General features: G+C 70.6%; 22 protein-coding genes. 9 read left to right on the top strand and 13 right to left on the bottom strand.

Going from position 1 to position 22315, the window contains the following annotated elements:
* Positions 1-41 precede the first annotated feature (41 nt).
* The 4 genes from R2B38_RS11005 to R2B38_RS10990 form a co-directional block, all read right to left on the bottom strand.
* Entirely contained in the window at positions 42-503 is a 462-nt protein-coding gene (locus R2B38_RS11005; RefSeq protein WP_318021642.1) for a DoxX family protein, read from the bottom strand.
* Positions 504-600: 97 nt separating this feature from the next.
* On the bottom strand, positions 601-2550 hold the full coding sequence (locus R2B38_RS11000; protein ID WP_411978439.1) for an FAD/NAD(P)-binding protein: 1950 nt from the start codon (positions 2548-2550) through the stop codon (positions 601-603).
* An 89-nt stretch (positions 2551-2639) separates the two neighbouring features.
* Complete coding sequence (locus R2B38_RS10995; RefSeq protein WP_318016072.1) at positions 2640-4292, bottom strand: alkaline phosphatase D family protein; 1653 nt, start codon at positions 4290-4292, stop codon at positions 2640-2642.
* An 88-nt stretch (positions 4293-4380) separates the two neighbouring features.
* The gene (locus R2B38_RS10990; protein ID WP_033286911.1) at positions 4381-5028 is read right to left on the bottom strand and encodes an HNH endonuclease family protein; all 648 of its coding nucleotides are present in this window, start codon (positions 5026-5028) and stop codon (positions 4381-4383) included.
* Positions 5029-5425: 397 nt separating this feature from the next.
* On the opposite strand from R2B38_RS10990, the gene R2B38_RS10985 reads away from it, so the two are divergent.
* Together R2B38_RS10985 and R2B38_RS10980 are read left to right on the top strand one after the other, a co-directional pair.
* Entirely contained in the window at positions 5426-6007 is a 582-nt protein-coding gene (locus tag R2B38_RS10985) for a TMEM165/GDT1 family protein (protein ID WP_318016071.1), read from the top strand.
* A 216-nt stretch (positions 6008-6223) separates the two neighbouring features.
* Positions 6224-6883: an HAD family hydrolase gene (locus tag R2B38_RS10980; protein ID WP_318016070.1), complete on the top strand. Its 660-nt coding sequence runs from the start codon at positions 6224-6226 to the stop codon at positions 6881-6883.
* Positions 6884-7418: 535 nt separating this feature from the next.
* On the opposite strand, the gene R2B38_RS10975 is transcribed toward R2B38_RS10980, so the two are convergent.
* Complete coding sequence (locus tag R2B38_RS10975) at positions 7419-8474, bottom strand: peptidoglycan-binding domain-containing protein (RefSeq protein ID WP_318016069.1); 1056 nt, start codon at positions 8472-8474, stop codon at positions 7419-7421.
* A 157-nt stretch (positions 8475-8631) separates the two neighbouring features.
* Between R2B38_RS10975 and R2B38_RS10970 the strand changes: the two genes are divergently transcribed.
* Entirely contained in the window at positions 8632-10713 is a 2082-nt protein-coding gene (locus tag R2B38_RS10970; protein ID WP_318016068.1) for an MFS transporter, read from the top strand.
* 2 nt (positions 10714-10715) lie between these two features.
* Here R2B38_RS10970 and R2B38_RS10965 read toward each other — a convergent pair whose 3' ends face one another.
* A complete protein-coding gene (locus tag R2B38_RS10965) occupies positions 10716-11207 on the bottom strand; it encodes a GNAT family N-acetyltransferase (RefSeq protein WP_318016067.1) in 492 nt (163 codons plus the stop codon).
* 10 nt (positions 11208-11217) lie between these two features.
* On the bottom strand, positions 11218-11844 hold the full coding sequence (locus R2B38_RS10960; protein ID WP_318016066.1) for a dihydrofolate reductase family protein: 627 nt from the start codon (positions 11842-11844) through the stop codon (positions 11218-11220).
* A gap of 177 nt (positions 11845-12021) precedes the next feature.
* Between R2B38_RS10960 and R2B38_RS10955 the strand changes: the two genes are divergently transcribed.
* Positions 12022-12660, top strand: coding sequence for a hypothetical protein (locus R2B38_RS10955; protein ID WP_318016065.1), 639 nt, complete (start codon positions 12022-12024; stop codon positions 12658-12660).
* A 5-nt stretch (positions 12661-12665) separates the two neighbouring features.
* Entirely contained in the window at positions 12666-13463 is a 798-nt protein-coding gene (locus tag R2B38_RS51290) for a hypothetical protein (RefSeq protein ID WP_411978438.1), read from the top strand.
* A gap of 18 nt (positions 13464-13481) precedes the next feature.
* On the opposite strand, the gene R2B38_RS10945 is transcribed toward R2B38_RS51290, so the two are convergent.
* Positions 13482-13898, bottom strand: coding sequence for a DUF1992 domain-containing protein (locus R2B38_RS10945; RefSeq protein WP_318016064.1), 417 nt, complete (start codon positions 13896-13898; stop codon positions 13482-13484).
* A gap of 83 nt (positions 13899-13981) precedes the next feature.
* Here R2B38_RS10945 and R2B38_RS10940 point away from each other — a divergent pair, with 83 nt between their 5' ends.
* Positions 13982-14374, top strand: a complete 393-nt coding sequence (locus R2B38_RS10940; RefSeq protein ID WP_033281830.1) for a hypothetical protein — start codon at positions 13982-13984, stop codon at positions 14372-14374.
* A 60-nt stretch (positions 14375-14434) separates the two neighbouring features.
* On the opposite strand, the gene R2B38_RS10935 is transcribed toward R2B38_RS10940, so the two are convergent.
* From R2B38_RS10935 to R2B38_RS10925, 3 genes are read right to left on the bottom strand one after another with little or no spacing between them, the layout of a single operon-like run.
* Positions 14435-15115: an O-methyltransferase gene (locus R2B38_RS10935; RefSeq protein WP_318016063.1), complete on the bottom strand. Its 681-nt coding sequence runs from the start codon at positions 15113-15115 to the stop codon at positions 14435-14437.
* Positions 15116-15168: 53 nt separating this feature from the next.
* The gene (locus R2B38_RS10930) at positions 15169-15885 is read right to left on the bottom strand and encodes a DUF2330 domain-containing protein (RefSeq protein WP_318016062.1); all 717 of its coding nucleotides are present in this window, start codon (positions 15883-15885) and stop codon (positions 15169-15171) included.
* Positions 15840-16355: a DUF2330 domain-containing protein gene (locus tag R2B38_RS10925; protein ID WP_318016061.1), complete on the bottom strand. Its 516-nt coding sequence runs from the start codon at positions 16353-16355 to the stop codon at positions 15840-15842. The genes R2B38_RS10930 and R2B38_RS10925 overlap by 46 nt, the downstream gene beginning before the upstream one ends.
* Before the next feature lie 225 nt (positions 16356-16580).
* Here R2B38_RS10925 and R2B38_RS10920 point away from each other — a divergent pair, with 225 nt between their 5' ends.
* The gene (locus R2B38_RS10920; RefSeq protein ID WP_318016060.1) at positions 16581-18644 is read left to right on the top strand and encodes a bifunctional glycosyltransferase 87/phosphatase PAP2 family protein; all 2064 of its coding nucleotides are present in this window, start codon (positions 16581-16583) and stop codon (positions 18642-18644) included.
* A 21-nt stretch (positions 18645-18665) separates the two neighbouring features.
* On the opposite strand, the gene R2B38_RS10915 is transcribed toward R2B38_RS10920, so the two are convergent.
* Entirely contained in the window at positions 18666-20810 is a 2145-nt protein-coding gene (locus R2B38_RS10915; protein WP_318016059.1) for a tetratricopeptide repeat protein, read from the bottom strand.
* Complete coding sequence (locus R2B38_RS10910; protein WP_318016058.1) at positions 20807-21217, bottom strand: hypothetical protein; 411 nt, start codon at positions 21215-21217, stop codon at positions 20807-20809. Before R2B38_RS10910 ends, R2B38_RS10915 begins: the two co-directional genes overlap by 4 nt.
* Before the next feature lie 183 nt (positions 21218-21400).
* Between R2B38_RS10910 and R2B38_RS10905 the strand changes: the two genes are divergently transcribed.
* Positions 21401-21670, top strand: a complete 270-nt coding sequence (locus R2B38_RS10905) for a hypothetical protein (RefSeq protein WP_318016057.1) — start codon at positions 21401-21403, stop codon at positions 21668-21670.
* On the top strand, positions 21663-22274 hold the full coding sequence (locus R2B38_RS10900; protein ID WP_318016056.1) for a DUF6879 family protein: 612 nt from the start codon (positions 21663-21665) through the stop codon (positions 22272-22274). Before R2B38_RS10905 ends, R2B38_RS10900 begins: the two co-directional genes overlap by 8 nt.
* The last annotated feature ends 41 nt before the right edge of the window (positions 22275-22315 follow it).

The raw sequence follows: 22315 nt of genomic DNA, 5'->3' as shown, positions 1-22315 counted from the left end.
GGAGGGGGCACCGGGCAGCCGCTCAGTGGGTCCTCAGTGGGTCAGGCGGCTACCGGTGTCTGGTCCGCCGACGTCCGCCCCGGGGCCGCCGTGGCGGACCGCCTCGCGAACAGCCGGTCCACGCCCAGCGCGCCGGAGCCCGTGAACACCAGCAGCAGGAACGCCCAGCAGAACATCGCCGAGGCCTCGCCGCCGTTCTGGATCGGCCACAGGGCCGCCTGCTGGTGGACGTCGAAGTACGCGTACGCCATCGAGCCCGAGGTGATCAGCGCGGCCACCCGGGTGCCGAGGCCGAGCAGGACGAACGTGCCGCCGACGAGCTGGATCACGGCCGCGTACCAGCCGGGCCAGGTGCCCGCGTCCAGGGTGCCGCCGTCGGTGCCGGCCGCGCCGCCGAGGACGCCGAAGAGCGAGGCCGCTCCGTGGCAGGCGAAGAGCAGGCCGACGACGATCCGGAACAGGCCGACGGCGTACGGCTGGGCCTTGTTGAGGTGTCCGTTGATGTGAGGGGTCACGTGGGGGGTGCTCCTTCGGTCGGGCCGGTCCGGGTCGCGGACCGGTCTGGGGACGAGCCGAGTGAGCGATCAACGTTAGGTGAACCTAATCAATGCTTGCAAGTTCAACATTTGGCCACCGTTCAGCTTCCGTTTGCGGTTCCGGTTCGTCCGTCGCCGCACGTAGAACCGCTCTCGCCACCGCGTCGGCATCCGAAAGCGTGACCGAATCCACCCCTGGACGAGCACCCGCCGCGGTCACCCAGTGCACGCCCTCCGTGGGCACCCCGAACGCGAACCGCCGTGTGTGGACGGCTCCTTGACGGTCGATCAGACGGTACGGGCGTGGTGTTACGTCGAGTCCTCCCGTTTCGTAACCGTCCACCGTGTGCGGCCGGCACCGGCCCGTCCGCAGCAGGCGACCGAGCAGGTCGTCGGCGGTGCGGCGCAGGTCCGGTTCGGGCAGTCGCGCCTCTATGAGGGTTGTCACACGCACCGCCGAGTCCGGTACCACCGGTGAGCGCGCCACCCAGGCGCCGTCCGCCTCCCGCACCTCCAGCCGCGGCCCGAGCACCTCCACCACGCCCGCCTCCACCAGCGCGGCCAGCTCCTCGATACGGCGCCGGGGCGGGCCGATGGACAGGAACGCGTTGAGCGGCGTGTACCAGCGGTCCAGGTGGTCACGGCGGGAGGTGCCGGCCAGACCGCCGTGGTCGACGACCAGCCGGAGTTCGTTGCGCAGATCGCGCAGCACGTCCAGCGCCGCCTTGAGCGGGCCGTCCACATTGCCGAGCGCCGCGTGCTCGGCGTCCTCGCGCAGATACGCCAGCAGCCAGTCCCGCCAGGCGGTGGGATGCGCGAGATCGGCTTCCGTGTACGGGCGGGACAGCCGGTCCCAGTTCCAGCGGTCGGCGGCCGCTATCCCGAACTCGTCGAGCAGCAGGGCCTCTTGGGGGTCCCGGTGCGGGACGGCGAGGAAGCGCTCGGTGAAGTCCATGTCCGTCGACTCGGGGTGGCGGGAGGGTCGTAGCAGCGCCGTGTAGTAGACCGTCTCGACCTCCTTCGCCACCAACGGCCATATCTCCGTGCGGAATTCGGGCGGCTCGGCCGAGTCGGCGCGTTTGCGGAAGGCGGATATCGCCTCGGGGGTGAGGACTTGGGGGGTGTGGCGGCCGTAGGGGCCCTTCGCGTTGTCGCCGCGGGCCTGGTAGGGGATGCCTCGGCGTGAACCGGCGTACAGGCGGGGCTCGTTGCCCGAGGGGACGTAGCGCAGGCCGCCGTTCTCCGTGCGGGTGAAACGGCCGCCCCTGCCCGTCGTCAACAGGGCTGTGTGGTCGAAGAAGTTGAGGCCCAGGCCGCGCAACAAGACTGGTTCGCCGGGCCGTACGACGGACAGGTCGACGTCGGCCGGGTTGGCGGGCGGGATGTGGCACAGGCCGTGGCGGTCGGCGTAGGCCGCCGTGCGCCGCTGGGGCGTGTCCGAGGTCGTCGGGAGGTGGCCCTGGGCCAGGACCACGGCCGAAAGGGCGGACAGGGTACGGCCGTTGTCGAGGGTGAGGGACTGGTGGCCGTCCGCCGTGTCGTCGAGGCGTATCGCGCGTGCCCTGTGCGTCGCGACCTGGACGGACTCGGGGGCCTCGCGGACCGTGCGGGCGAACACCCACTCCAGGTAGCGGCCGTAGTGCGCGCGGGTGGGGTAGTCGTCCGGGCCCAGTTCGGCGGGTGCCCACTCGTGCAGGCTCGGGCCGGGGCGGACGGGCCCCGAGCAGTCGACGCTGGCGTCGGTGAAGAGGGTCACCTGGGAGGCCACGGTGTTCATCAGCAGCTCGGGGGACTGCGCGGAGCGCCAGACGCGGCCGGGGCCCGGGGGTGCCGGGTCGACGACGTGGACGGTGAGCCGGGTGCCGGGCGGGAGGAGGTCCGGCGCGGAGGCGCAGAGGCGTTCCAGGACGCTGGTGCCGCGCGGACCGGCGCCGACCACGGCGACCGACACGGCGGCCGGGGCGGGGGGAAGGGCGGGGGCCGGGTCGCTGTCGGGCGCGTTCGCTGTAGACAAAAGGGGGACTCCCGGGCGTGTGGGGGCGCAATGGAGCAGACCGCCCACTGGGAAAGCGGACGGCCCGCCTCATCATGCCCCGACCGAGGTCAGGGGGGTGTCAGCGGGGACTCCTCCACGGTCTTCAGCGTCCCGTCCGCCCGCGCCTGCTCCAGCCGCAGCCGGGCCGAACGGCCGCGCAGGGTAAGGGTCATGAGCTGGTTGCCGAACCAAGGGCCGCCCGTCTTGCGCCACTTGACCGACGGGTCCGCGCACCGGCCGTGCCGGGCGAGGCGGCGGCCCAGGCCGCGGGCGACCGCGCTCCAGCCGAAGCGGAAGCCGACGCGTATGTAGGAGGGGATGGAGTTGTGGACGGGGGAGCAGGTGAGCTGGAGGACGCGGGAGACCACGGGCCCGGTCGGCTCTGAACCGGCGGGCCTCGTCTGCCACTTGGGCTCCGCGACGTACGCGTGATGTACGTCCCCCGACAGTACGAGCACCGACGCCGGTGCCCCCTCTCCCGTCCCCACCTCGGCGATCAGGTCGGCCAGGTTCTCGAACGACTCCGGGAACGCCGCCCAGTGCTCCAGGTCGGCCGCGCGGCGCAGCTTCTCGCCGAACTCGGCCCAGCGGGTGCCCCGTTCACCCCGGCACAGGGCAGCGTCCCAGGACTCGGCGTCGTGGACGAGGTGGGGCAGCAGCCAGGGGAGGGAGGTGCCGATGAGGAGGTGGTCGTAGGAACCGGGGTCCTTCAGTGCCTCGGTGCGCAGCCAGTCGGCCTCGCCGGGGTCGAGCATCGCGCGGTTCTGCTCGTCGAGGACGCGGGCCGCCCTGCTGTCCACCATCAGCAGGCGGACGCGGCCGAAGTCGCGCCGGTAGCTCCAGCGGACGGTGGCCGGGTCGGCGTCGGCGCGGCAGGCGAAGGCGCGGAGTTCGTCGGTGCCGTCGGGGATCTCGCGGACCGCCAAGTAGAGAGGATCCGCGGCGAGTTCGGCGGGGGAGAGGTTCCCGAGGTGCTGGTGGACCCAGTACGACATGAGGCCGCTGAGCAGTCGTTCGCGCCACCACGGGGTCTCCCGCATGTCCGCCAGCCAGGAGGCGGACGTGTTCCAGTCGTCGATCACGTCGTGGTCGTCGAAGATCATGCAACTCGGCACGGTGGACAGGAGCCAGCGGATCTCCGGGTCCAGCCAGGACTCGTAGTAGAGGCGCGTGTACTCCTCGTAGTCCGCGACCTCGCTGCCCGGCGGCTCGCGCAGGTCGCGGCGGGCGGAGAGCCAGCGGCGGGTCGCGTCGGAGACCTCGTCGGCGTAGACCTGGTCGCCCAACAGGACGAGTACGTCCGGGCGTTCGGCCTGCGGGTCGCGGGCGATGCGCGAGGCCAGCGAGTCCAGGGCGTCCGGGCCCACCGGGTCGTGGGCGTCGGCGGCCGGCGCGGCCCAGCGGCAGGAGCCGAATGCGACACGGACCGTACCGTCCGCGTCCGGGGTGTGGATCACCGACGGCGGGAAGGGGGAGTCGGGCAGCGGCCACACACGTGTGCCGTCCAGGAACACGTCGTACGGCGTCGAGGTCCCCGGTGTGAGGCCCTCCACCGGCACCAACGCGTAGTGGTGGCCCGCCACTTGGAAGGTCCGGGCGGTGCCGCCGGCGCCGTCCGCGCAGCGCACCTCGGCGGTGCACGGACGGCTCGCCTCGACCCATACGGTCGCGGACGAGCCGTCGGCGTAGCGAAGCAGTGGTCCAAGACTCAGTCCGGCCACGGTGATCACCTTCCTCCGTCGCCCCGTACGGTACGGAACGACGGAGGTCAGCGACTAGGTTCCGCGGATGACCACTTGCCTGCGGGGCTCAGCAGCCGCTGAGGACCGAGGTGAGCTTGGCCTTCTCGGCGGTGTCGACCGAGAGGTCGTAGTAGTACTTCACCTGGACCCAGGCACGCACGTAGGTGCAGGCGTACGAGGTGAGCGAGGGCATCCACTCGGCCGGGTCCTTGTCGCCCTTGGACTGGTTGACGTTGTCGGTGACCGCGAGGAGCTGCGGGCGGGTCACGTCGTTGGCGAAGGACTCGCGCTGGGCGGTGGTCCAGTTGCGGGCACCGGAGTCCCAGGCCTCGGCCAGCGGGACGAGGTGGTCGATGTCGACGTCGGAGGCGGCGGTCCAGGTGGCACCGTCGTAGGGGGAGTACCAGCTGCCGCTGGTGGCGACGCAGGCGGAGGTGGTGACGACGTTCGTACCGTCGCGCTTGAGGATCCACTCACGGGTGTTGCAGGTGCCGCTGATGGTGTCCCAGGTCGGGAACAGGTCGCGCTCGTAGCCGGTCCTGACCTCGGTGGCCACGGTGAGGGAGGCGAGGTAGGTGCGGGCGGTGGCGGCGCTGACCGGGGTGGGGAGGGCGGCGGAGGCGGTCGGGCCGTTGAAGAGTCCGGCGAAGGCTATGAGGCCGGTCAGTGTCGCGAGTATGCTGAGCCGTCGTCGACGCGCGTAGAACTTCGGCATACGAACTCCCTTGTGGTGTGGGGGTGTTGGAGTGCGAGCGGGGAAATGCTCGCGGTGCCGTGTTGCGGGGAGGTGTGCGTCCGGTAAGAAGCTAGTGACGTGCTCATGACACAACAAGGGGCGCGACGAGACTTTCCTCACGGGTGGGCGGGGCCGGTCCTCGCGTACAGTGGATGGCGCAGAAGGGGAGTAGCTCTTCGCCGGACCGTCGACATACTGCTCAGCTCGTCTGAGCCGGCGCCCGGAGGCAGGTCCATCGCGTGGATACGCGGGGATCGGCCAGCGAGACCTTCGGTAAAGCAGTGCACTAGTCGTTTTTCGTGTGCGCTGCCGTGCCGAGGTGTCCGCGGACAGCAATCACACTCTCGGTGGGGCGGCCCCGACCGATTGAGGAATTTTGATCAGCATCAGCGTGACGGCGCTCGTCTTCGGCGTCGTCTTTCTCGCCGAACTCCCCGACAAGACCGCGCTCGCCGGACTCGTCCTCGGCACCCGTTACCGTGCCTCGTACGTCTTCGCCGGTGTGGCCGCCGCGTTCCTGCTGCACGTCGTGCTCGCGGTGGCGGCGGGCAGCGTACTGACCTTGCTGCCGCAGCAGTTGGTGGCCGCGGTCACCGGTGTGCTCTTCCTGGGTGGGGCGGCGGTGCTCCTCTTCAAGAAGGGTGACGACGACGAGGAGGTCCGCGCGCCGAAGGACCAGTCCTTCTGGCGGGTGTCCGGTGCCGGGTTCATGCTCATCCTGGTCGCCGAGTTCGGTGACCTGACCCAGATCATGACGGCGAACCTCGCGGCGCGTTACGACGATCCGTTCTCCGTCGGGCTCGGTGCGGTGCTGGCGCTGTGGGCGGTGGCCGGGCTGGGCATCGTGGGCGGGAAGGCGCTGATGAAGCGGGTGCCGTTGGAGTTGATCACGCGGATCGCGGCGGTGCTGATGCTGGCGCTGGGGGCGTGGAGCTTGTGGGAGGCCGTCGCCGGGTGACGGGGCTCTGGTCGGTTCCGGGACGGCTCTGGTTCGGCGGGGTGAGCTGAACGGTGGGTGAACTGTTCCGGGGGGCGGTGGCGCGATGCCGGTCCTGTTTTGTACCGTAGGGAAACAAAGTGGTTCCCGTCCGTTTTCCCTGACCGGCGGACGGGGCCACCTTGTCCCTCCGGGGGTTGACCCGCGTTCTACTCTCCCGTTCCTTGGAGCCTGCCGATGACGGCCACCACCGTGCTCACCGCCCGTGCCCTTCTGCTGGACATGGACGGCACCCTTGTCGACTCGCATGCCGTCGTGGAGCGGATCTGGCGGCGTTGGTCCGAGCGGCATGGGTTGAACGCGGACGAGGTCATGAAGGTCGTGCATGGGCGGCAGGGGTATGCGTCGATGGCGCTGCTGCTGCCGGGGCGGCCGATGGAGCAGAACCATGCGGAGAACGCCCGCATGCTGGCCGAGGAGACCGCTGACGTCGAGGGTGTCGTCCCGATCCCTGGGGCGCCGGAGTTTCTGGCGTCGCTACGGGGGCTGCCGCACGCGCTTGTCACGTCGGCGGATGTCGCGTTGTCCACGGCGCGGATGGGGGCGGCGGGGTTGGAGTTGCCCGAGGTCCGTATCACCGCCGAATCCGTCGGCGCGAGCAAGCCTGATCCCGAGGGGTTTCTGAAGGGGGCCGCCGAGTTGGGCGTTGCGCCCGCGGACTGCATTGTCTTCGAGGACTCCGGGGCGGGTATTGCGGCGGGGCGCTCCGCGGGGATGCGGGTGGTGGGGGTTGGGCCGCAGGCCGGGTTCCATCGGGCGGATGTGGTGGTGCGGGATCTGCGTGCGGTGCGGGTCGAGGACGCGGGGGGCGGGGAGATTCGGCTGCACGTGGGCTAGGAGGTCACGTGAGGTGAGGGGTGCGCGTCCGGTTGTGCCGCCTTGGGTTGGTTCGCGGGTACTGCGCCGTGGGGGCTGGTCGCGCAGTTCCCCGCGCCCCTTTGGGGGGCTGCTCCTCGGGGGTGCCCTACGTGCCGTGCGTGACCCTGGCACTCCCTGCACGGCCCGGCGCCTTTCAGTTCCCCGCACCCAAATCCCCTAGGGGCGCGGGGAACTGCGCGCTCAGCCCCCACTCACCCGCACCCCGCACACAGCCCAAACCACCCAGCCGCGAGCCCCGACGCCTCTCAGCTCCCCGCACCCAAATCCCCTAGGGGCGCGAGGAACTGCGCGCCCAGCCCCCACCCACCCGCACCCCGCACACAGCCCAAACCACCCAGCCGCGAGCCCCGGCGCCTCTCAGCTCCCCGCACCCCACCCCCCCAGGGGCGCGAGGAACTGCGCGCCCAGCCCCCACCCACCCGCACCCCGCACACAGCCCAAACCACCCAGCCACAACCCCGGCGCCTCTCAGCCGCCCCCAGCCAGCGCCGCGTCACGGCTCAGTGGTCTCCGATTCCAGCCGCGCCCGCGTAGCCGCCCCGTACACCCCCAGCGTGTCGGATGTGATGCCGCGGGCCAGTTGGTAGGTGCGTACCGATGTCTGGACCTGTTTGTCGAAGATGCCGTTGTCGGGGCCGGTGTAGAGCCTCAACTGGGTCAGGCGGAGCTGGAGTTCGGTCACCTCGGGGCCTTCGTCGCCGCGTTGGAGGACCGGGGCGGGGGTGGTGCTGCTCTGGCGGTTCGTGGCGGAGGCCGTTGACGCGGTGGTGGTGGGGGCCGGGGTCTTGCTGGCGTTCGCGGACTGCGATGCCGTAGCCGACGGGGTCGATGACGCCGTCGGTGACGGGGTCTCGCTGGGTGACGGGGTCGGGGACGCCGACGTCGGCCGGACGGACGTGGAGCTGGTTGTGGACGGTGTGGCCCGTGCCGTGCTCTTCGACGCCGTCGGGACGCTTCCCCGTACGTCCTGGGGGGCCGCCTCGTCCCGTGACGGGGGCTCGTACGAGAACATGCCGCTCGCGAAACCCGCCACCGCGGCCACCGCCACGACGGCTCCCGTGACGGCGAGGAGGACGGTGCGGCGGCGGCGCGGGCGGTCCTCGTCGTCCGTCGGGGGTTCCGGGGCGGCCCCGGCGCCCTCGCCGCTCCCGCCGTCCGCGAACAGGCTCAGGTCCGTCGGGACGGGGGCCGTGTCCGACGGTGATCGCAGAGTGGGGAGGACCGATGTCTCCGCCTGAGAAACCGGTGCGGCCGGGTTCGGCGGCACCGCTCGCAGCAGCATCGTCTCCTCGACCGCCGGGAGCTGCTGGGTCTCACCCTCGGGAGTCGTCGGTGTCGCCGGTGCGGGCGGCCGCTCCTGCGCGGGGCTGTCCAGTTCCACATACGGTCTGATCCGCAGCGGGTCGAAGTCCTCCGCCGCTGCCGCCTCCGCCGTGCGCGCGTCGCGCAGCGCGTCGGACGCCCGCTGGGTGCAGGCGCAGGACGGGGAGCCGTCGGCTGCCCGGGGTGCCCCGCACTGCGGGCATATGTGGCCCTTCGCCTCGTTCACGTGTTCGTCCCTCCCCGTCGAACTCCAGAGGTTATGCGGATCTCCTTCACGTCGTCTCCTCCGACCCCCGGAATGACAGCTTCCAAACGGACTCAACAGGCCGTAACCCGCCATACCGATCACCATGGATGTGTAACGAGAGCCGCAGGAGGTCTTCATGGCCGACGATGCGCACGGTATGACGGGGAATGTGCAGGACGCGCAGCCACCGGAGAGGCCCCCGCAGCGGGGCGGTTCCGCCCAGGAACACGTGTCGGGCAACGTCCTCGTCTCGATCGGGGCGCTGCTCCTCGGGCTGCTGCTCGCCGCCCTCGACCAGACCATCGTGTCGACCGCGCTGCCGACCATCGTCAGCGATCTCGGTGGGCTGGAACACCTGTCGTGGGTCGTCACCGCGTATCTGCTCGCGTCGACCGCCGCGACCCCGCTCTGGGGCAAGCTCGGCGACCAGTACGGGCGGAAACGGCTCTTCCAGATCGCGATCGTGATCTTTCTCGTCGGGTCCGCGCTGTGCGGGGCCGCGCAGAACATGCCCCAGCTGATCGGGTTCCGGGCGTTGCAGGGGCTCGGCGGCGGCGGGCTGATCGTGCTGTCGATGGCGATCGTCGGGGATGTGGTCTCGCCGCGCGAACGCGGGCGCTACCAGGGGCTGTTCGGGGCCGTCTTCGGCGCTACGAGTGTCCTCGGGCCGCTGCTCGGCGGGCTGTTCACCGAGCATCTGAGCTGGCGCTGGGTCTTCTACATCAACCTCCCCGTCGGAGTCGTCGCCCTCGCCGTCATCGCGACCGCCCTGCACATCCCGCGCAGGTCGACCCGGCACGTCATCGACTACCTCGGCACCTTCCTCATCGCCGCGGTCGCCACCTGCCTGGTCCTCGTCGCCTCCCTCGGCGGCACCACCTGGGGCTGGGGATCGCCGCAGATCATCGGGCTCGCGGTGCTGGGTGTGGTGCTGATCGGGGCGTTCGTCGCCGTGGAGCGGCGGGCCGCCGAACCCGTCCTCCCGCTCAAGCTGTTCCGCGTCCGCACCTTCACGCTCGCCGCCGTCATCAGCTTCATCGTCGGCTTCGCGATGTTCGGCGCGATGACCTATCTGCCGACCTTCCTCCAGGTCGTGCAGGGCATCACCCCGACCATGTCAGGCGTCCACATGCTGCCGATGGTGTTCGGCATGCTGATCTCGTCCACCGCCTCCGGCCAGATCGTCAGCCGCACCGGCCGCTGGAAGGTGTTCCCCATCGCGGGCACCGGCATCACCGCCCTCGGCCTGCTCCTGCTCCACCGCCTCGACGAGGGCAGTTCCACCGCCGAGATGAGCGCGTACTTCTTCGTCTTCGGACTCGGACTCGGCCTGGTCATGCAGGTGTTGGTGCTCATCGTGCAGAACGCCGTCTCGTACGAGGACCTCGGCGTCGCCACGTCCGGCGCGACCTTCTTCCGGTCCATCGGGGCCTCGTTCGGCGTCGCCATCTTCGGCACGATCTTCGCGAGCCGGCTCGGCGACAAGCTCACGGATGCCCTCCGGGGCACCTCTCTGCCGCCGGGCGTCACCCCGGACGGCCTGGAGTCGGACCCGCGCGGAATCTCCCAACTCCCGTCCGCCGTACGCCCGGAGGCCCTGCACGCCTACGCCTCCTCCATCACCGACGTCTTCCTCTACGCCGCCCCCGTCGCCCTCGTCGGCTTCGTCCTGGCCTGGTTCCTCAAGGAGGACAAGCTGCGCGGCTCGGTCACGGCGCCGGACGTCACCGAGACCCTCGCCAGCAACCCCGTCCAACGGTCGTCGTACGACGAGGTGTGCCGCGCGCTGTCCGTGCTCGGCACGCGGGAGGGGCGCCGCGAGATCTACAAGACGATCACCGCGAAGGCGGGCTACGACCTTCAGCCGGCGGCGAGTTGGCTGCTGCTGCGGATCAGGCGGGACGGCTGGGCCGAGCCGGGTGTGCTCGCCGAGCGCAGCACCGTGCCGCTGCCCGTCATCCTCGCCGCCGTCCGTCAGGTCGAGGAGCGGCGGCTGGCCGTACGGGAGGGCCTCGACCTCCAACTGACCGACCAGGGGCGGGAGATGGCCGAGAAGCTCTCCCAGGCCCGCGAGGAGTCCCTCGCGGAGACGCTGGGCGACTGGTGGGGTCCGGACCGGCCCACCGACCTGATCCAGCTGGTGAAGGAGCTGAACGGGGAGTTGTGCGGCTCGGACAGCGAGCAGCCGCACAACGGGACGGCCGCGAAGCTCAGTTGAGGTCAGTCGAGGTTCTTGCGGAACCAGTGTTCCGCGTACGGGTCCTCGTTGTGCCGCCCGGTCTCCTCGTAGCCGAGCCGCGCGTACAGGGCGCGTGCCTCCACCAGGTCGTCGCGGGTGTCGAGGATCATCACCTTGGCGCCCAGCTCGCGGGCGGCGTCCTCGGCGGCCGTCACGAGCCTCGGGGCGCCGCCCCGGCCGCGCATGCCCTCGTGGACGAAGACCCTCGTCAGCTCGGCGGTCGTCGCGTCGAGGAGCCGTACGCCCGCCGATCCGGCTGCCGCACCCTCGTACCACCCCACCAGCAACTGGCCGCCGGGCGGGGCCAGTTCGGAGCCGGTGCGGGCGGCGATCTCCCGCTCCAGCTCGGCGGGGTCCGTCCGGCGGTTCTCGTGCAGCAGGTACCAGCGGTCGCTGACCTCGGTGTAGTACGCCCGCCAGAGCGCGGCGGCGACGGGGGAGTCGTAGGGTTCCGGGGTGATCGTCCAGGTCATGCCGCCATTGTCAGGAGCCGGTGGGGGAGCGGCGCAACCGGATATGGGTCACCTCGGGGGAGTCCAGGACCTGGGTCTTCTGCCACTCGATCTGCGCGTCGCCCACGTTGTCGAACAGCCGCCGCCCGCCGCACACGAGCACCGGCACGACATGCAGGAGGAGTTCGTCCAGCCACCCGGCACGGATGAACTGCTGGATCAGATCGGCGCCCCCGGCCAGGGAGACGTCCTTGTCACCCGCGGCCTCGCGGGCCAGCTCCAGCGCTCGGCCGGGACCCTCGGTGACGAAGTGGTAGGTCGTACCGCCCTTCTTCACCACCGACTCGCGCGGCTGGTGGGTGACCACGAACACCGGTGCGTGGAACGGCGGTTCGTCACCCCACGGGGTCTCCCCGCTGACGAACATCCCGTGCCCCATGACCACCGGACCCAGCCGCTCGATCCACTCGGCGAGCAACTCGTCGTCCGGGCCGCCCGCCCCGCCCGCCATCCCCTGCATCCTGCGGAAACTCCGCAGCCCGAACACCCACGTGTGCAGCCGCTCCCCGCCGATGCCCAGCGGATGCTCCCGCCCCGACTCCGGTCCCGCGATGTACCCGTCCAGCGACACGGCCAGCCGTGCGACGACCTCACCCATGACAACCTCCTCGATCGGTCCTTACCCGTGCGTCGAACGGGGCGGGGCGCAATCGACACACCGGCACCATGAATTCCGCCGAGGTGTGGCCGTCGTTTGAAGAGGGCCTTTGAGGCAACCCGGTAGAGGAACCGACCGACTACGAGAGCCGGTTGGCCCAGAACCCGGAAGGCACTCATGTCCACAGGCGTGATCATCGTTTTGATCGTGATCGTGGTCGGCGTGGTCGCTGCCGCGGCCGCCCTGGCGCTGCGTGCCCGAGGCGCGACCGGCGGCTCGGGCCTGAAGCGCCGCTTCGGGCCGGAGTACGACCGGACCGTGGCCCGGCACGACGGCGACGCGAAGGCCGCCGAGCAGGAGCTCGGGGCGCGCGTCCAGGAGCACGGTTCGCTGCGGGAGCAGCCGCTGGAGCCCGCGGCCCGTGAGCAGTACCAGGCCCGTTGGGCCTCCGCCCAGGAGCTCTTCGTCGACTCGCCCCGTCAGGCCGTCTCCGACGTCGACCAGCTGCTCGGCGAGGTCGCCGGAGCCCGGGGCTTCCCCGACGTCCAGGAGTACGAGAAGCAGCTCGACGCGCTGTCCGTGCACCACGCGGACCACGTCCACGGCTACCGGCGCGTGCACCGCGTCGTCACCGCGCGGACGAACGGCACACCGGAGAGCCAGGCCGGCACCGAGGAGATGCGTGAGGCCATGCTTGAGGCCCGTGCCCTCTTCGACGACCTGGTGAGCGACGACAGCCGCAACGGCAACGGCCACGGGCGTGGCGGCCGGCACTCGATCGGCGCATTCAACAAGCAGGCACTGAAGGGGAGTTGAGCTATATGAGCGACGCGATACGGCCGACCGGCGACAACACGGACGCGAACGCGAGCACGAACGCGGAGCGCGCCGACCGCAAGGAGACCGACAGGACCGACAGGACCGTGGACAAGACCGCCGAGCAGCGGGACGCCGAGAAGGCGTCGCGTGAGTCCGGGACCGGGTCCGGCGCCAAGCCGTTCGGCAGCAGGACCACCGACGACAAGTCGGCGCCGCGAGGGTCCGAGAAGGTGACTCCGCTCGGGTCGTCCGAGAGGACGCCGACGGCATCGACCCCGGCGGTCACTCCGTCGACGTCATCCACGTCATCCACGTCGTCGACGACCTCGCCGCGCGACACCGACCGGGCGATCCCGAGCCCGCGCACCGGCGACACGACCGGCACAGACCGCTCGGACCGCTCGGACCGCGCCGACCGCACCGAGCAGTCGGACCGCCCCGTCCACGCCCCCGAGCCCGCCCCCGCCGTCAGCACCGGTGCCGCCTCCGGCAACGGACGGCGCGTCCCGCAGGACGCCGAGAACGGCAGCCTGCTGCCGCACGACGAGAGCGACAAGTTCAGCCTGCGGCTGCAGCACGCGGTCACCGGGTTCGTCGACGAGCCCCGGTCCGCCGTGGAGGAGGCCGACCACGTACTCGAAGAGGTCGCCAACCGCTTCACGGAGGCCGTCACCAAGCGTCGCGCCACCCTGCACGGCTCCTGGGAGTCCAAGGGCACCGACGGCTCGGACGACACCGAGCAACTCCGCCTGGCCCTGCGGGACTACCGCGAACTGACGGAGCGGCTTCTCCACATGTGACCGGCCGAGGCCGCCGGTTCAGCCTTGTCCGTCGACCGCCCGGCGCTCCCGCCACTCCCGCGCGACCTCTTCGACGTCGTACGGCTTCATTCCCAGCGGGGGGCCGGGCGGCGGCTTGAACATCATGTCGCGGATCTTCACGTTGACTTCGGTGATGATCTGCCGTGCGATCCGCTCCGAAGGGGCCGAGTACGCCGCAGCAAGGGCGTCCTCGGCCTCTTTGCGCAGCGCCAGCGTCGGCGGCAGCACGGAGATGCCCTCGCGGGCCATCTTCTGCTTGATCCACCACAGTTCGTCGTACGTCGTGTCGGCGCCGGACGGCAACGGCTTTCCCGCGCCCGGGAGTTGGGCGAACTCTCCGGCCTGCTCGGCATCCCGGATCTGCTTGTCGACCCAGGACTCGAAGGACACACCCGGTGGCTTTCGCTCGGTCATGACTTCAATTGTGCCGGACGCGGTGGCGCCGGGCGATTTATCATGCGCCCGCTGCTGTAAGGACACTTCACAGGGGAGCGCACGTGCTCGAACTCACCATGGCCTCGGTCTCCGGGACGGACGAGGGCGCCACCGCCGGCATGCTGATGGCCGAGGCGCCCAGTGACCCGGGCGCGGTGCTGCGGGTGGGCCGGGACGAGACGGTGTGCCGGCTGGTGACACCGGACGACTGGCTGTTCATCTCGCGGGTCCATCTGGAGTTCCTGTGCGGACCCGAGGGCGTCTGGCAGGTGAGCTGGCTGAGAGGCTCCCAGCCCGACCCGTCCTCCGAAGTACGCCTGATCGTCGGCGAGTACGCCCAGACCGTCGGCTACGGCGGCAGCGTGCCGTTGCCGCGCGGCGGGAGCGGCGAGATCGTCATCCAGGACCGCACCGGGCCGCGCAGCGTCAACGTCGGCTTCTATCACGAGGGTTGAGACCCCGGGAGGGTCAGGAGGGCTGAGGGAGGGGCAGGAGAGCCGGGAGGGCCGGGAGCGTTAGGCCAGTACCCGCGCCAGCGCGAAACCGTCGTAGCCCTTCCTGCCCACCGTCTGGATCGCCGTCCCCGACAGGCGCGCGTGCGAGCCGATCAACTCGATCGCGGTGCGCGTGCCTTGGACGTCCGGCGACGCGTTGTCCGGGTCGGCCACCCGGCCGCCGCGGACCACGTTGTCGACGATGATCAGGCTGCCGGGGCGGGTGAGCTTGAGGGCCCACTCCACGTAGTGCGGGTTGTTGGACTTGTCGGCGTCGATGAAGACCAGGTCGAAGGGGGCTGGGTTCTCGGCGGTCTCCTCGGCGAGTTCGGCCAGGGACTCCAGGGCCGGGCCCACCCGCACCTCGACGACCTTGTCGAGGCCCGCGCGGGCGAGGTTGCGGGTGGCGACCTCCGCGTGTTTCGGGCTGAACTCCAGGGAGATCAGCCGGCCGTCGGCGGGCAGCGCGCGGGCCAGCCAGATCGTGCTGTAACCGCCGAGCGTGCCGATCTCCAGGACGCGCGAGGCACCCTGGATCTGTGCCAGCAGATGCAGCAGCTTGCCCTCGGCCGCGCTCACGGCGATCTCCGGGAGCCCGGCGGCCTCGCTGTCCCGCAGGGCCGCCGCCAACACCTCGTCGTCCGGGGCGAGTTGGCCGATGAAGTAGTCGTCCACGTCGTCCCACACCTGCGACTCGCTCATGTGCTCGTGCCTTTCGTGTGTCCGGTGAGATGTGCTTACCCCGGTGAGCATGGTCAATGGCCCGGCGGCGCGCGCGTCGGCGGCGGTGGAAACGCCGGTGGCGGCGGGATCACCGGCCGACGCGTCCGCCGGGACCGCCGTACGGCCAGCAGGACGGCGGTCGTCGTGAGCACGGCCAGGCCCCCGCCGATCGTCAGCAGCCACGCCGGGACGCCCGCGACCTTGCTCAGACGGTCCTCGTAGATCACCTGCTGGAACGTGGCGTCCGTCGCCGTGCGGCGGAGCAGGTGGTCGCCGGTGATGCGGGACGGGTCGGGGAACTCCTGGTTCACGGCGGTCAGGAACGGGGTGCCCTTGGCGAGCGCGGCCAGCGGGCCCGAGGTGGTGGTGACGCGGCCCGCGTAGGCGACCTGCGGCGGTGAGCCGCCGAGTGTGCTGCTGGGTTCCATGCGGTGGGCGGCGAGGATGTACAGGCCGAGCGACTGCGGGGTGCGGGCCAGCCGGGAGAGCCGCATCGGGTAGACGGGGGACTCGGCGGCGAAGGCGAGGTGCAGCGGGTCGAGGGCGCCCTGGAGCGGGGTGCCGACGGCAGCGGGGGCGAGGCGGATCGCGACGTACTCCCAGCGCTGGTCGACGTACGGCTGAAGGGCCTGGTCAAGGCGGGACGGCAGAACGAACCCGTTCGTGTGCAGCCAGTCGCCGAGCGCGTCCGGGTCGGTGGCCGTCAGCCGGGCCACGTCGAAGGGGCCGAGCCGCTCACGGCCGACCACGCCCACTCCGGGTGCCGTCGCGGCGCCGGGCGGGGGCCGCCGCCGGGGTCGCCGGAGACGAGCGGCCAGTCGCCGTCCTGGGGCCAGAAGTGCGAGCGGGCGCGGTGCACAGGCGCGGTGAGCGCGTCCAGCGTGTCGAAGAGCGCGGGGTCGGCGAGCGTGGCCGTCGCCCGGTGCGGCACCGGCATGATCCACGCGGCCCGGCGCGCGTCCCCGGAGACAGTGAGCCGCATCACGATCTGCTCCTGGCGCCCGTCCCAGCGCACCACGGACGCCTCGCGCCCCACCGCCACCTGCTGCGCACCGCCCGGCACCAGCGCGCCGCAGCCGCATGCCCAGGCCGGGGACACCAGCGATCCGAGCTGCAGGGCGAACAGGGCCAGTACGACGGCCGTCACACGCGCGCGTGCCCGCCCCCGCATCGTCCTCAGGAACGACCCCCGCAACGAAACGATCAGTAAACCGATCATGTCCACAAGTTATCGGGCCACCGGGCCGGTCGGAAGCGCGCGGGTATTTGCTGTGCCCAGGCAACCCGGGGCCGACTATCGTCGTCCGGACAAAAGGGGGCGGCCGTCAGGTGAAGGGGGGGTTGCCTGCGTCTCTCCCGCAGGGGGTGCGAACCTCATAGGGTTCCCAGAGGGAACAACCACGCGCGCGACGCGTGGGACGAGCGGGGCGGAGGCCTACGAGGCGTGGCGAACGTGGAGCACAGCGGGCGACCGGCGGGAGCCGCGGGAGCATTCGGGTCGAGTGCCGCCCAGACGGCCAGGGCACGGCTGCGCGTGGCGCGCCTGGGTCTGTGGCTGGTCGCCGCGGTCCTCGCCGTACGGCAGGTGGCCGTGGTCCTCAGGACCCCGCAGGGGGACCGGCTGACGGACCTGGAGACGTGGGTCGGTCCGAACGGCGTGCTGCATGTGAAGGGCTCGCTGTACGACTCGACGCAGTTCACCGGCACCCCCTTCGGCGGGCTCGTCCTCAAACCGCTCACCCGGGCCGCCGAACAGGCCCTCGGCTGGGGCTGGACCTTCGGCACGTTGCTGCTCGTCGTGGCCCTCGGTCTCGTCGTCTCGCGGGCCCTGCCGCAGCCCGTCACCCGCCGGGCCTCGCTGCTCGCCGCGCCCGTCGCGATCAGCCTGCTCATGCTGTCGCTGCCGGTGCGCAACACGCTCTGGCTCGGCCAGACCAGCATCATCCCGGTCCTGCTCGTGCTGCTCGGCTGCTTCACCGTGCGCGGCGAGCGCTCCAGCGGCGTGCTGATCGGCCTCGCCGCCGCGCTCCAGCCGACGGTGCTGCTCTTCGCGCCGCTGCTGTGGTTCACCGGCCGCCGCCGGGCCGCGGTCACCTCCGCGCTGACCTTCGCCGCGAGTGTGGTGATCGCCTGGGCGGCGATGCCGCACGACTCGTACACCTACTGGGTGCACCACATGGCCGGTGCCGGCCTCGGCGGCGCGGCCGACGGCCTCGGCAACCAGTCGCTGCACGGCGCGCTGCTGCGCCTCGGCCTCACCGGCCCGCTGGAGATCGGCCTGTTCCTGGCCCTCGGCGCGGCCGTCACGTACCTGGGTCTGCGCCGGGCCGTGCGGTACGCGCGCGACGGGCAGTTGCTGCTCGCGGTCGCGATCACGGGCTGCGCGGCGATCGCGGTGTCGCCGACGACCTGGCAGCACCAGCTGCTGTGGGTGCTGCTCGCGGTGGTCGGCCGGGTCGGCAAGCGGGCCTCGGACCGTTTCGTGTGGCCGGTCGCGGTGATCCTCGTGGTCACGCTGCCCGCGAAGATGATGCTGCCGAACATGGCGGCCCTCTACTCGCTGCGTGACAACGTCGTCCTGCTCATGGCGCTCGCCGCCGCGACCGCGATCCCGTTCCTGTCCCGCACCTCCGAGTACTACCGCCGCCCGATCCCCACGGAGTACGCCGAGCCGGTCCCGACCCGCTGGAAGCACGTTCCGCTGCTGCCGTTCCTGCGCCGCGTCCTGTCCCGCCCGAACCTCCTCCTCGAACTCCTCCTGATCCGCGTCACCTACGCCGCCTACCAGAAGGTCCGCCTCGCGGCGACCGGCGGCACGAACTCGGGCGGCCGGGCCACGGCGGAACACCACGGCCACGAGATCCTCTCGATCGAGCGCTTCCTGCATATCGACATCGAGCACGCGGTCAACCACTGGGTCGTGAAGGTCGAGTTCCTCAAGGACTTCTTCAACTTCTACTACGAGTCCTTCCACTTCGTGGTCCCGCTCACGGTCATGGCGGTCCTCTACTGGCGCCGCCCGGTCGACTACCGCTGGGCCCGCTCGGCCCTGGGCTTCGCCACGTTGCTGGCCCTGGTCGGCTTCTGGCTCTACCCGCTGGCCCCGCCCCGCCTGCTCCCCGGCCTCGGCATCATCGACACGGTCCACGGCGTCCAGGACTTCTCCAAGCCGGACTACGGCACCCTCACCGCCCTCACCAACCAGTACGCGGCGATGCCGTCCCTGCACTTCGGCTGGTCCCTGTGGTGCGGTGTCGTCATCTTCGCCCTCGCCCCCAAGTGGTGGATGAAGGCGCTGGGTCTGCTGCATCCCTTCTTCACCGTCTCGGCGATCGTCGCGACCGGTAACCACTGGGTGCTGGACGCGGTGGGGGGTGCGGCGGTCGTCGCCGCGGGCTTCGGCCTGGCGTACCTCTTCCAGGGCCCGAGGGCACGCTCCCTACGACCCCAACCGGCCCAGATCAACACCGAGTTGGAGCCGGCGACGGGCGACCGTATCCGGAGCTGATGCGGTACGGCCGCGTGCCGGTCACGTCTCGGGCGGCCGCCATCGTCCCGACGAGAGATCGCCGAGCAGTCGCCGGCCGGCGACGGTGAACGGATGGTCGGGACCCAGGCCCCGTTCCCGCCTGGCCACGACGTCCGCCATCAGCTCGATCGCGGCGTCCATGTGGCCACGCGCGGCCTGGGTCCGGGAGAGAAGCTGCTGGGCCGAGAGCGCGATCGGGTAGTCGGGACCGAAGCGTCGCCGGTATGCCTCGGTTACCAGTCGTATCTCCTGGCCGGCCTCGTCGAAGCGACCCAGCAGGTAGAGCGCCCAGGCCCGATTGTGGTGGGCGCCCAAGGTCACCGTGTGGTCGGCACCGAGGAACCGGACGCATTTCGAGGGCAGGGAGAGCAGCGTGCCGCCGTCCTCCGCGACGATCTCGGAGGCGGGCAGCAGCACCAGCATGCTGGAGCGGGAACGCAGTGTCAGGGGGTGGGCGGGGCCCAGCACCCTTCGCCGACCGGCGACCGTGCTCCGGACAAGGCGGATGGCCTCGTCCCGTCTCCCCAGATTTCCGAGCACCAACTGAAGGCCGTGGCCGCTGTCCAAGGTGTCGGGATCGTCGGCCCCGAACAGCCGCTCCTGAGTGGCGCGGACGCGCCCGAGCAGAGCCTCGGCCTCGGCGTACCGGCCCAGCCGGAAGAGCGCTCGGCCGGCCCGGGAGCGGGCGGCCAGTACGAGACGGTGCTCCGCGCCGAGCAGCCGCTCGCCGAGGTCCGCCGCGGCCCGGGCGGTCTCCCAGGCGGACAGGTAGTCCCCCGTGCGGTGCAGTGCGATGGACAGCCGGGTCACCACGGCCAGTGCGTCAGTGGACGTCGACGGGTCGCCGATGCGTCGCAGCAGGGCGAGCCCATGAGGCACCAGCAGCCGGAGCAGCGGGTCGTGGGGACCCGCGTCGGGGACGTCGGGGACGGCCGTGTCGAGCAGGAGGACGGCTGTGGTGTTCAGAACCGGTACCTGTTCCGCGGGGGTCGCCGCCGCGACACTGTCGAGCAGTACCCCGTGGCTCTGCGCGCACCGCACGCCGACGTCGACCAGTTCGGTCAGCGATTGGTCGAGCAGCGCTCTCAGCGCGGTCTCGCAACGGGCGCGGGGAAGGACACCGCTGATCCCGGCCCGGTCGAGCAGGGACAGCGGCAATGGCTCGGGGGCGAAGCGGGCCAGCAGTCTCAGCAGCGCGGTCGCTTCCGGCAGTCCGCGGGCCTCGAATGCGTCGAGCGTCAATTGCCAGGTCAGGCCGACCAGGTGCCGTGGATCCCGCTCCGACAAGGCATCGGCTCCCCGGTCGATGAGCTCGACCCGCTCCTCTTCGTCCAGATGGCGTCCGTAGGTCTCCAACGTCCAGGGATCGAGGACCTGTTGGGAGAGGAAGCCGCCTGCCAGTGTGAGAGCGAGCGGTAACCGGCCGAGCCGTTCCGCGATCGCCGCGGCCTCCTCCTGCGTGCCGCTGTGCGGGGCGAGGTCGCGCAGTACCCGCGCGGCGTCCTCGCGCGGCAGTACGCCGATGTGCTGCAGCTCTGCCCCCGGCCACCAGTGGGCGGCCGAGCGACGTGTGGTCACCACGACCGTGCCGCGTGGGCTCGTGCGCAGCCAGCTGCCGTCACGGAGGATCTCCGGCTGGTCGGCGTTGTCGAGTACCAGCAACCAGGGTTCCGCGGAGCGGTCGAGATACTGCCAGACGAGATCGGCGGCGGGACGGAGTCCGTTGCGGGCGGCCAGCAGTTCACCGTCGCCGGCACCCCGGTCGGCGGCGACGGCGAGCATTCCGGCGCGCAGACTCGCGCGGTCGGAAGCGCTGACCCACAGACCCACCCTGCCGTATTCGGCGGTAGCCAGCTGGAAGAGCGTGCAGGCGACCGCGGTCTTGCCGCAGCCGCCCATGCCGTACAGCACGTAGACCTCTCCGCCCCGCCCCGCCCGCATACCGTCCCGCAGACGTTCCAGTACCTCGGCGCGGTCGCGCAGAACGACAGGAGGTCGGCCGACGGCCGGACGGCGAACCGAGTCGGGGCCGCTGGGCGGGGCCGCTGCATCGCCGTAGTGGTGGTGTTCGCTGATGTGCTGGTCACCCGAGGCCTGGAAGACACGGCCACGGTCCTCGGCGTGGCCGTCCATCGCGCCTGTCATCGCTCCGCGTTGTGCTGGTCTCGCCCGGCCTGATATATCCGGGCCTGGCCGGATGCGCTGGCGTGCTGCGTGATCGCGGGGCCGGTCGCGTCCGGCGGCTGAAGTTCGTCAAGGAGTCCGCGTAGTTCCGCAGCCGCGCCCGGCTGGGTGGCGAGCAACCGCCGAAGCCGTCCCTGCCACTCCAGGCGCAGTTCGCCGAGCGTCTCCTGGTCGTCGGCGTCACCGGCCGCCAGGGCGTCTTCGCGGGTGGCTGCCAATTCGGCGGCGACAGCCTCGGCACGGTGGGGCTGCATTCTGCGCCACAGGTGCGTGATTCCGTCCTGGGTCCGCTGCCACGCGTCAGTGGCCATCAACGTGACCAGTGTGACCCCCGCGCTCTGTGCGAGTAAGGCTGCCTCCGGGTCCACAGTTCCCCCTGATTGGAAATTACGGATAGTCGGAATATGTGCCGAACGGTATACGTCTGCCGGGTTTTGGTGCCGGATCGTTTCGTGGCTGTTTATCGTCGCACTCCTGGGCAGGACGGGGCAACAAGGGGTTTGCCGAGCGTTAGACTAGGGAAACTCTGGCCCAATCGAGGGGGTATGGCCATGACTAGACCATGGGAAGCCGATCCGGCCACGACATTCAAGCGTCGCCTGGGGAAATCACCGCAGGAGTTAGGGAATACGACCGACGACCCCGACTGTCCCGACATTTGGGAACTCGACAACGGGGACATCGCCGTCATCGGCCGGGATCTCACGGCCTCACTGGGCGGTAAACTCCCGACCGGGGTCTCCATCGGATCCGACGAACGGCTCGTGGTCATCCCGAGGAACATGTTGGTCGCGGCGAAACCGGATATCCCGAATGTTTGATTCCTTCCCGGGCGGGGTTTCCGAGCGCATGGATCGCTCCACCTATCATGCGGACTTCCGGCGGGTTCAGGAGAGCGGAATCCGGCACCTGAACAAGCTCGAACGAGGCCAGGACTTCAAGGAACGCGGATTTTCCAGCTGGGAGGCTTTTGCGGCCGGAGAATGGGACCGTGCCCTGTCCCTCATCGAGGAGAAACGAGATGCCTATGCACGGCAGTTCCGTGAGGCGGCACAGCGGAATATTCTGAGGCGCCGTCTTCGCGTGGTGGAGTTGCCTGTGACTCCGTACGTGCAATGGGAACTGTTCGTTCTGCGTCTGCGCGTGGAACTGGGCGACAACATCAAGGTACTCGATGCCCGCAAGATCTCGGACGTTGAAAAATACCGCCCTGTTCCGGAGGTGGTGATTCTCGGGGACGTCGCGATGTACGAGGTGCTCTACGACGATGACGGGAACGCGAGCGGAGCCAATCGCTTCTCCGATCGATCACTGATCCGGGAGACGTCGGCCGGGTTCGACGCGCTGTACGAGCGCGGTGACGACTTCCACGATTTCTTCGACAGGGAAATCGCTCCGCTGCCCCCACCCGCGATCGCTTGCTGAGCCGAGCGCCGAGCACTCCCTGTGCGATGCCCCAACCGGCC

It is taken from the genome of Streptomyces sp. N50 (assembly GCF_033335955.1).
Lineage (GTDB): Bacteria > Actinomycetota > Actinomycetes > Streptomycetales > Streptomycetaceae > Streptomyces.
This window is presented reverse-complemented; position numbering and strand designations above follow the sequence as displayed.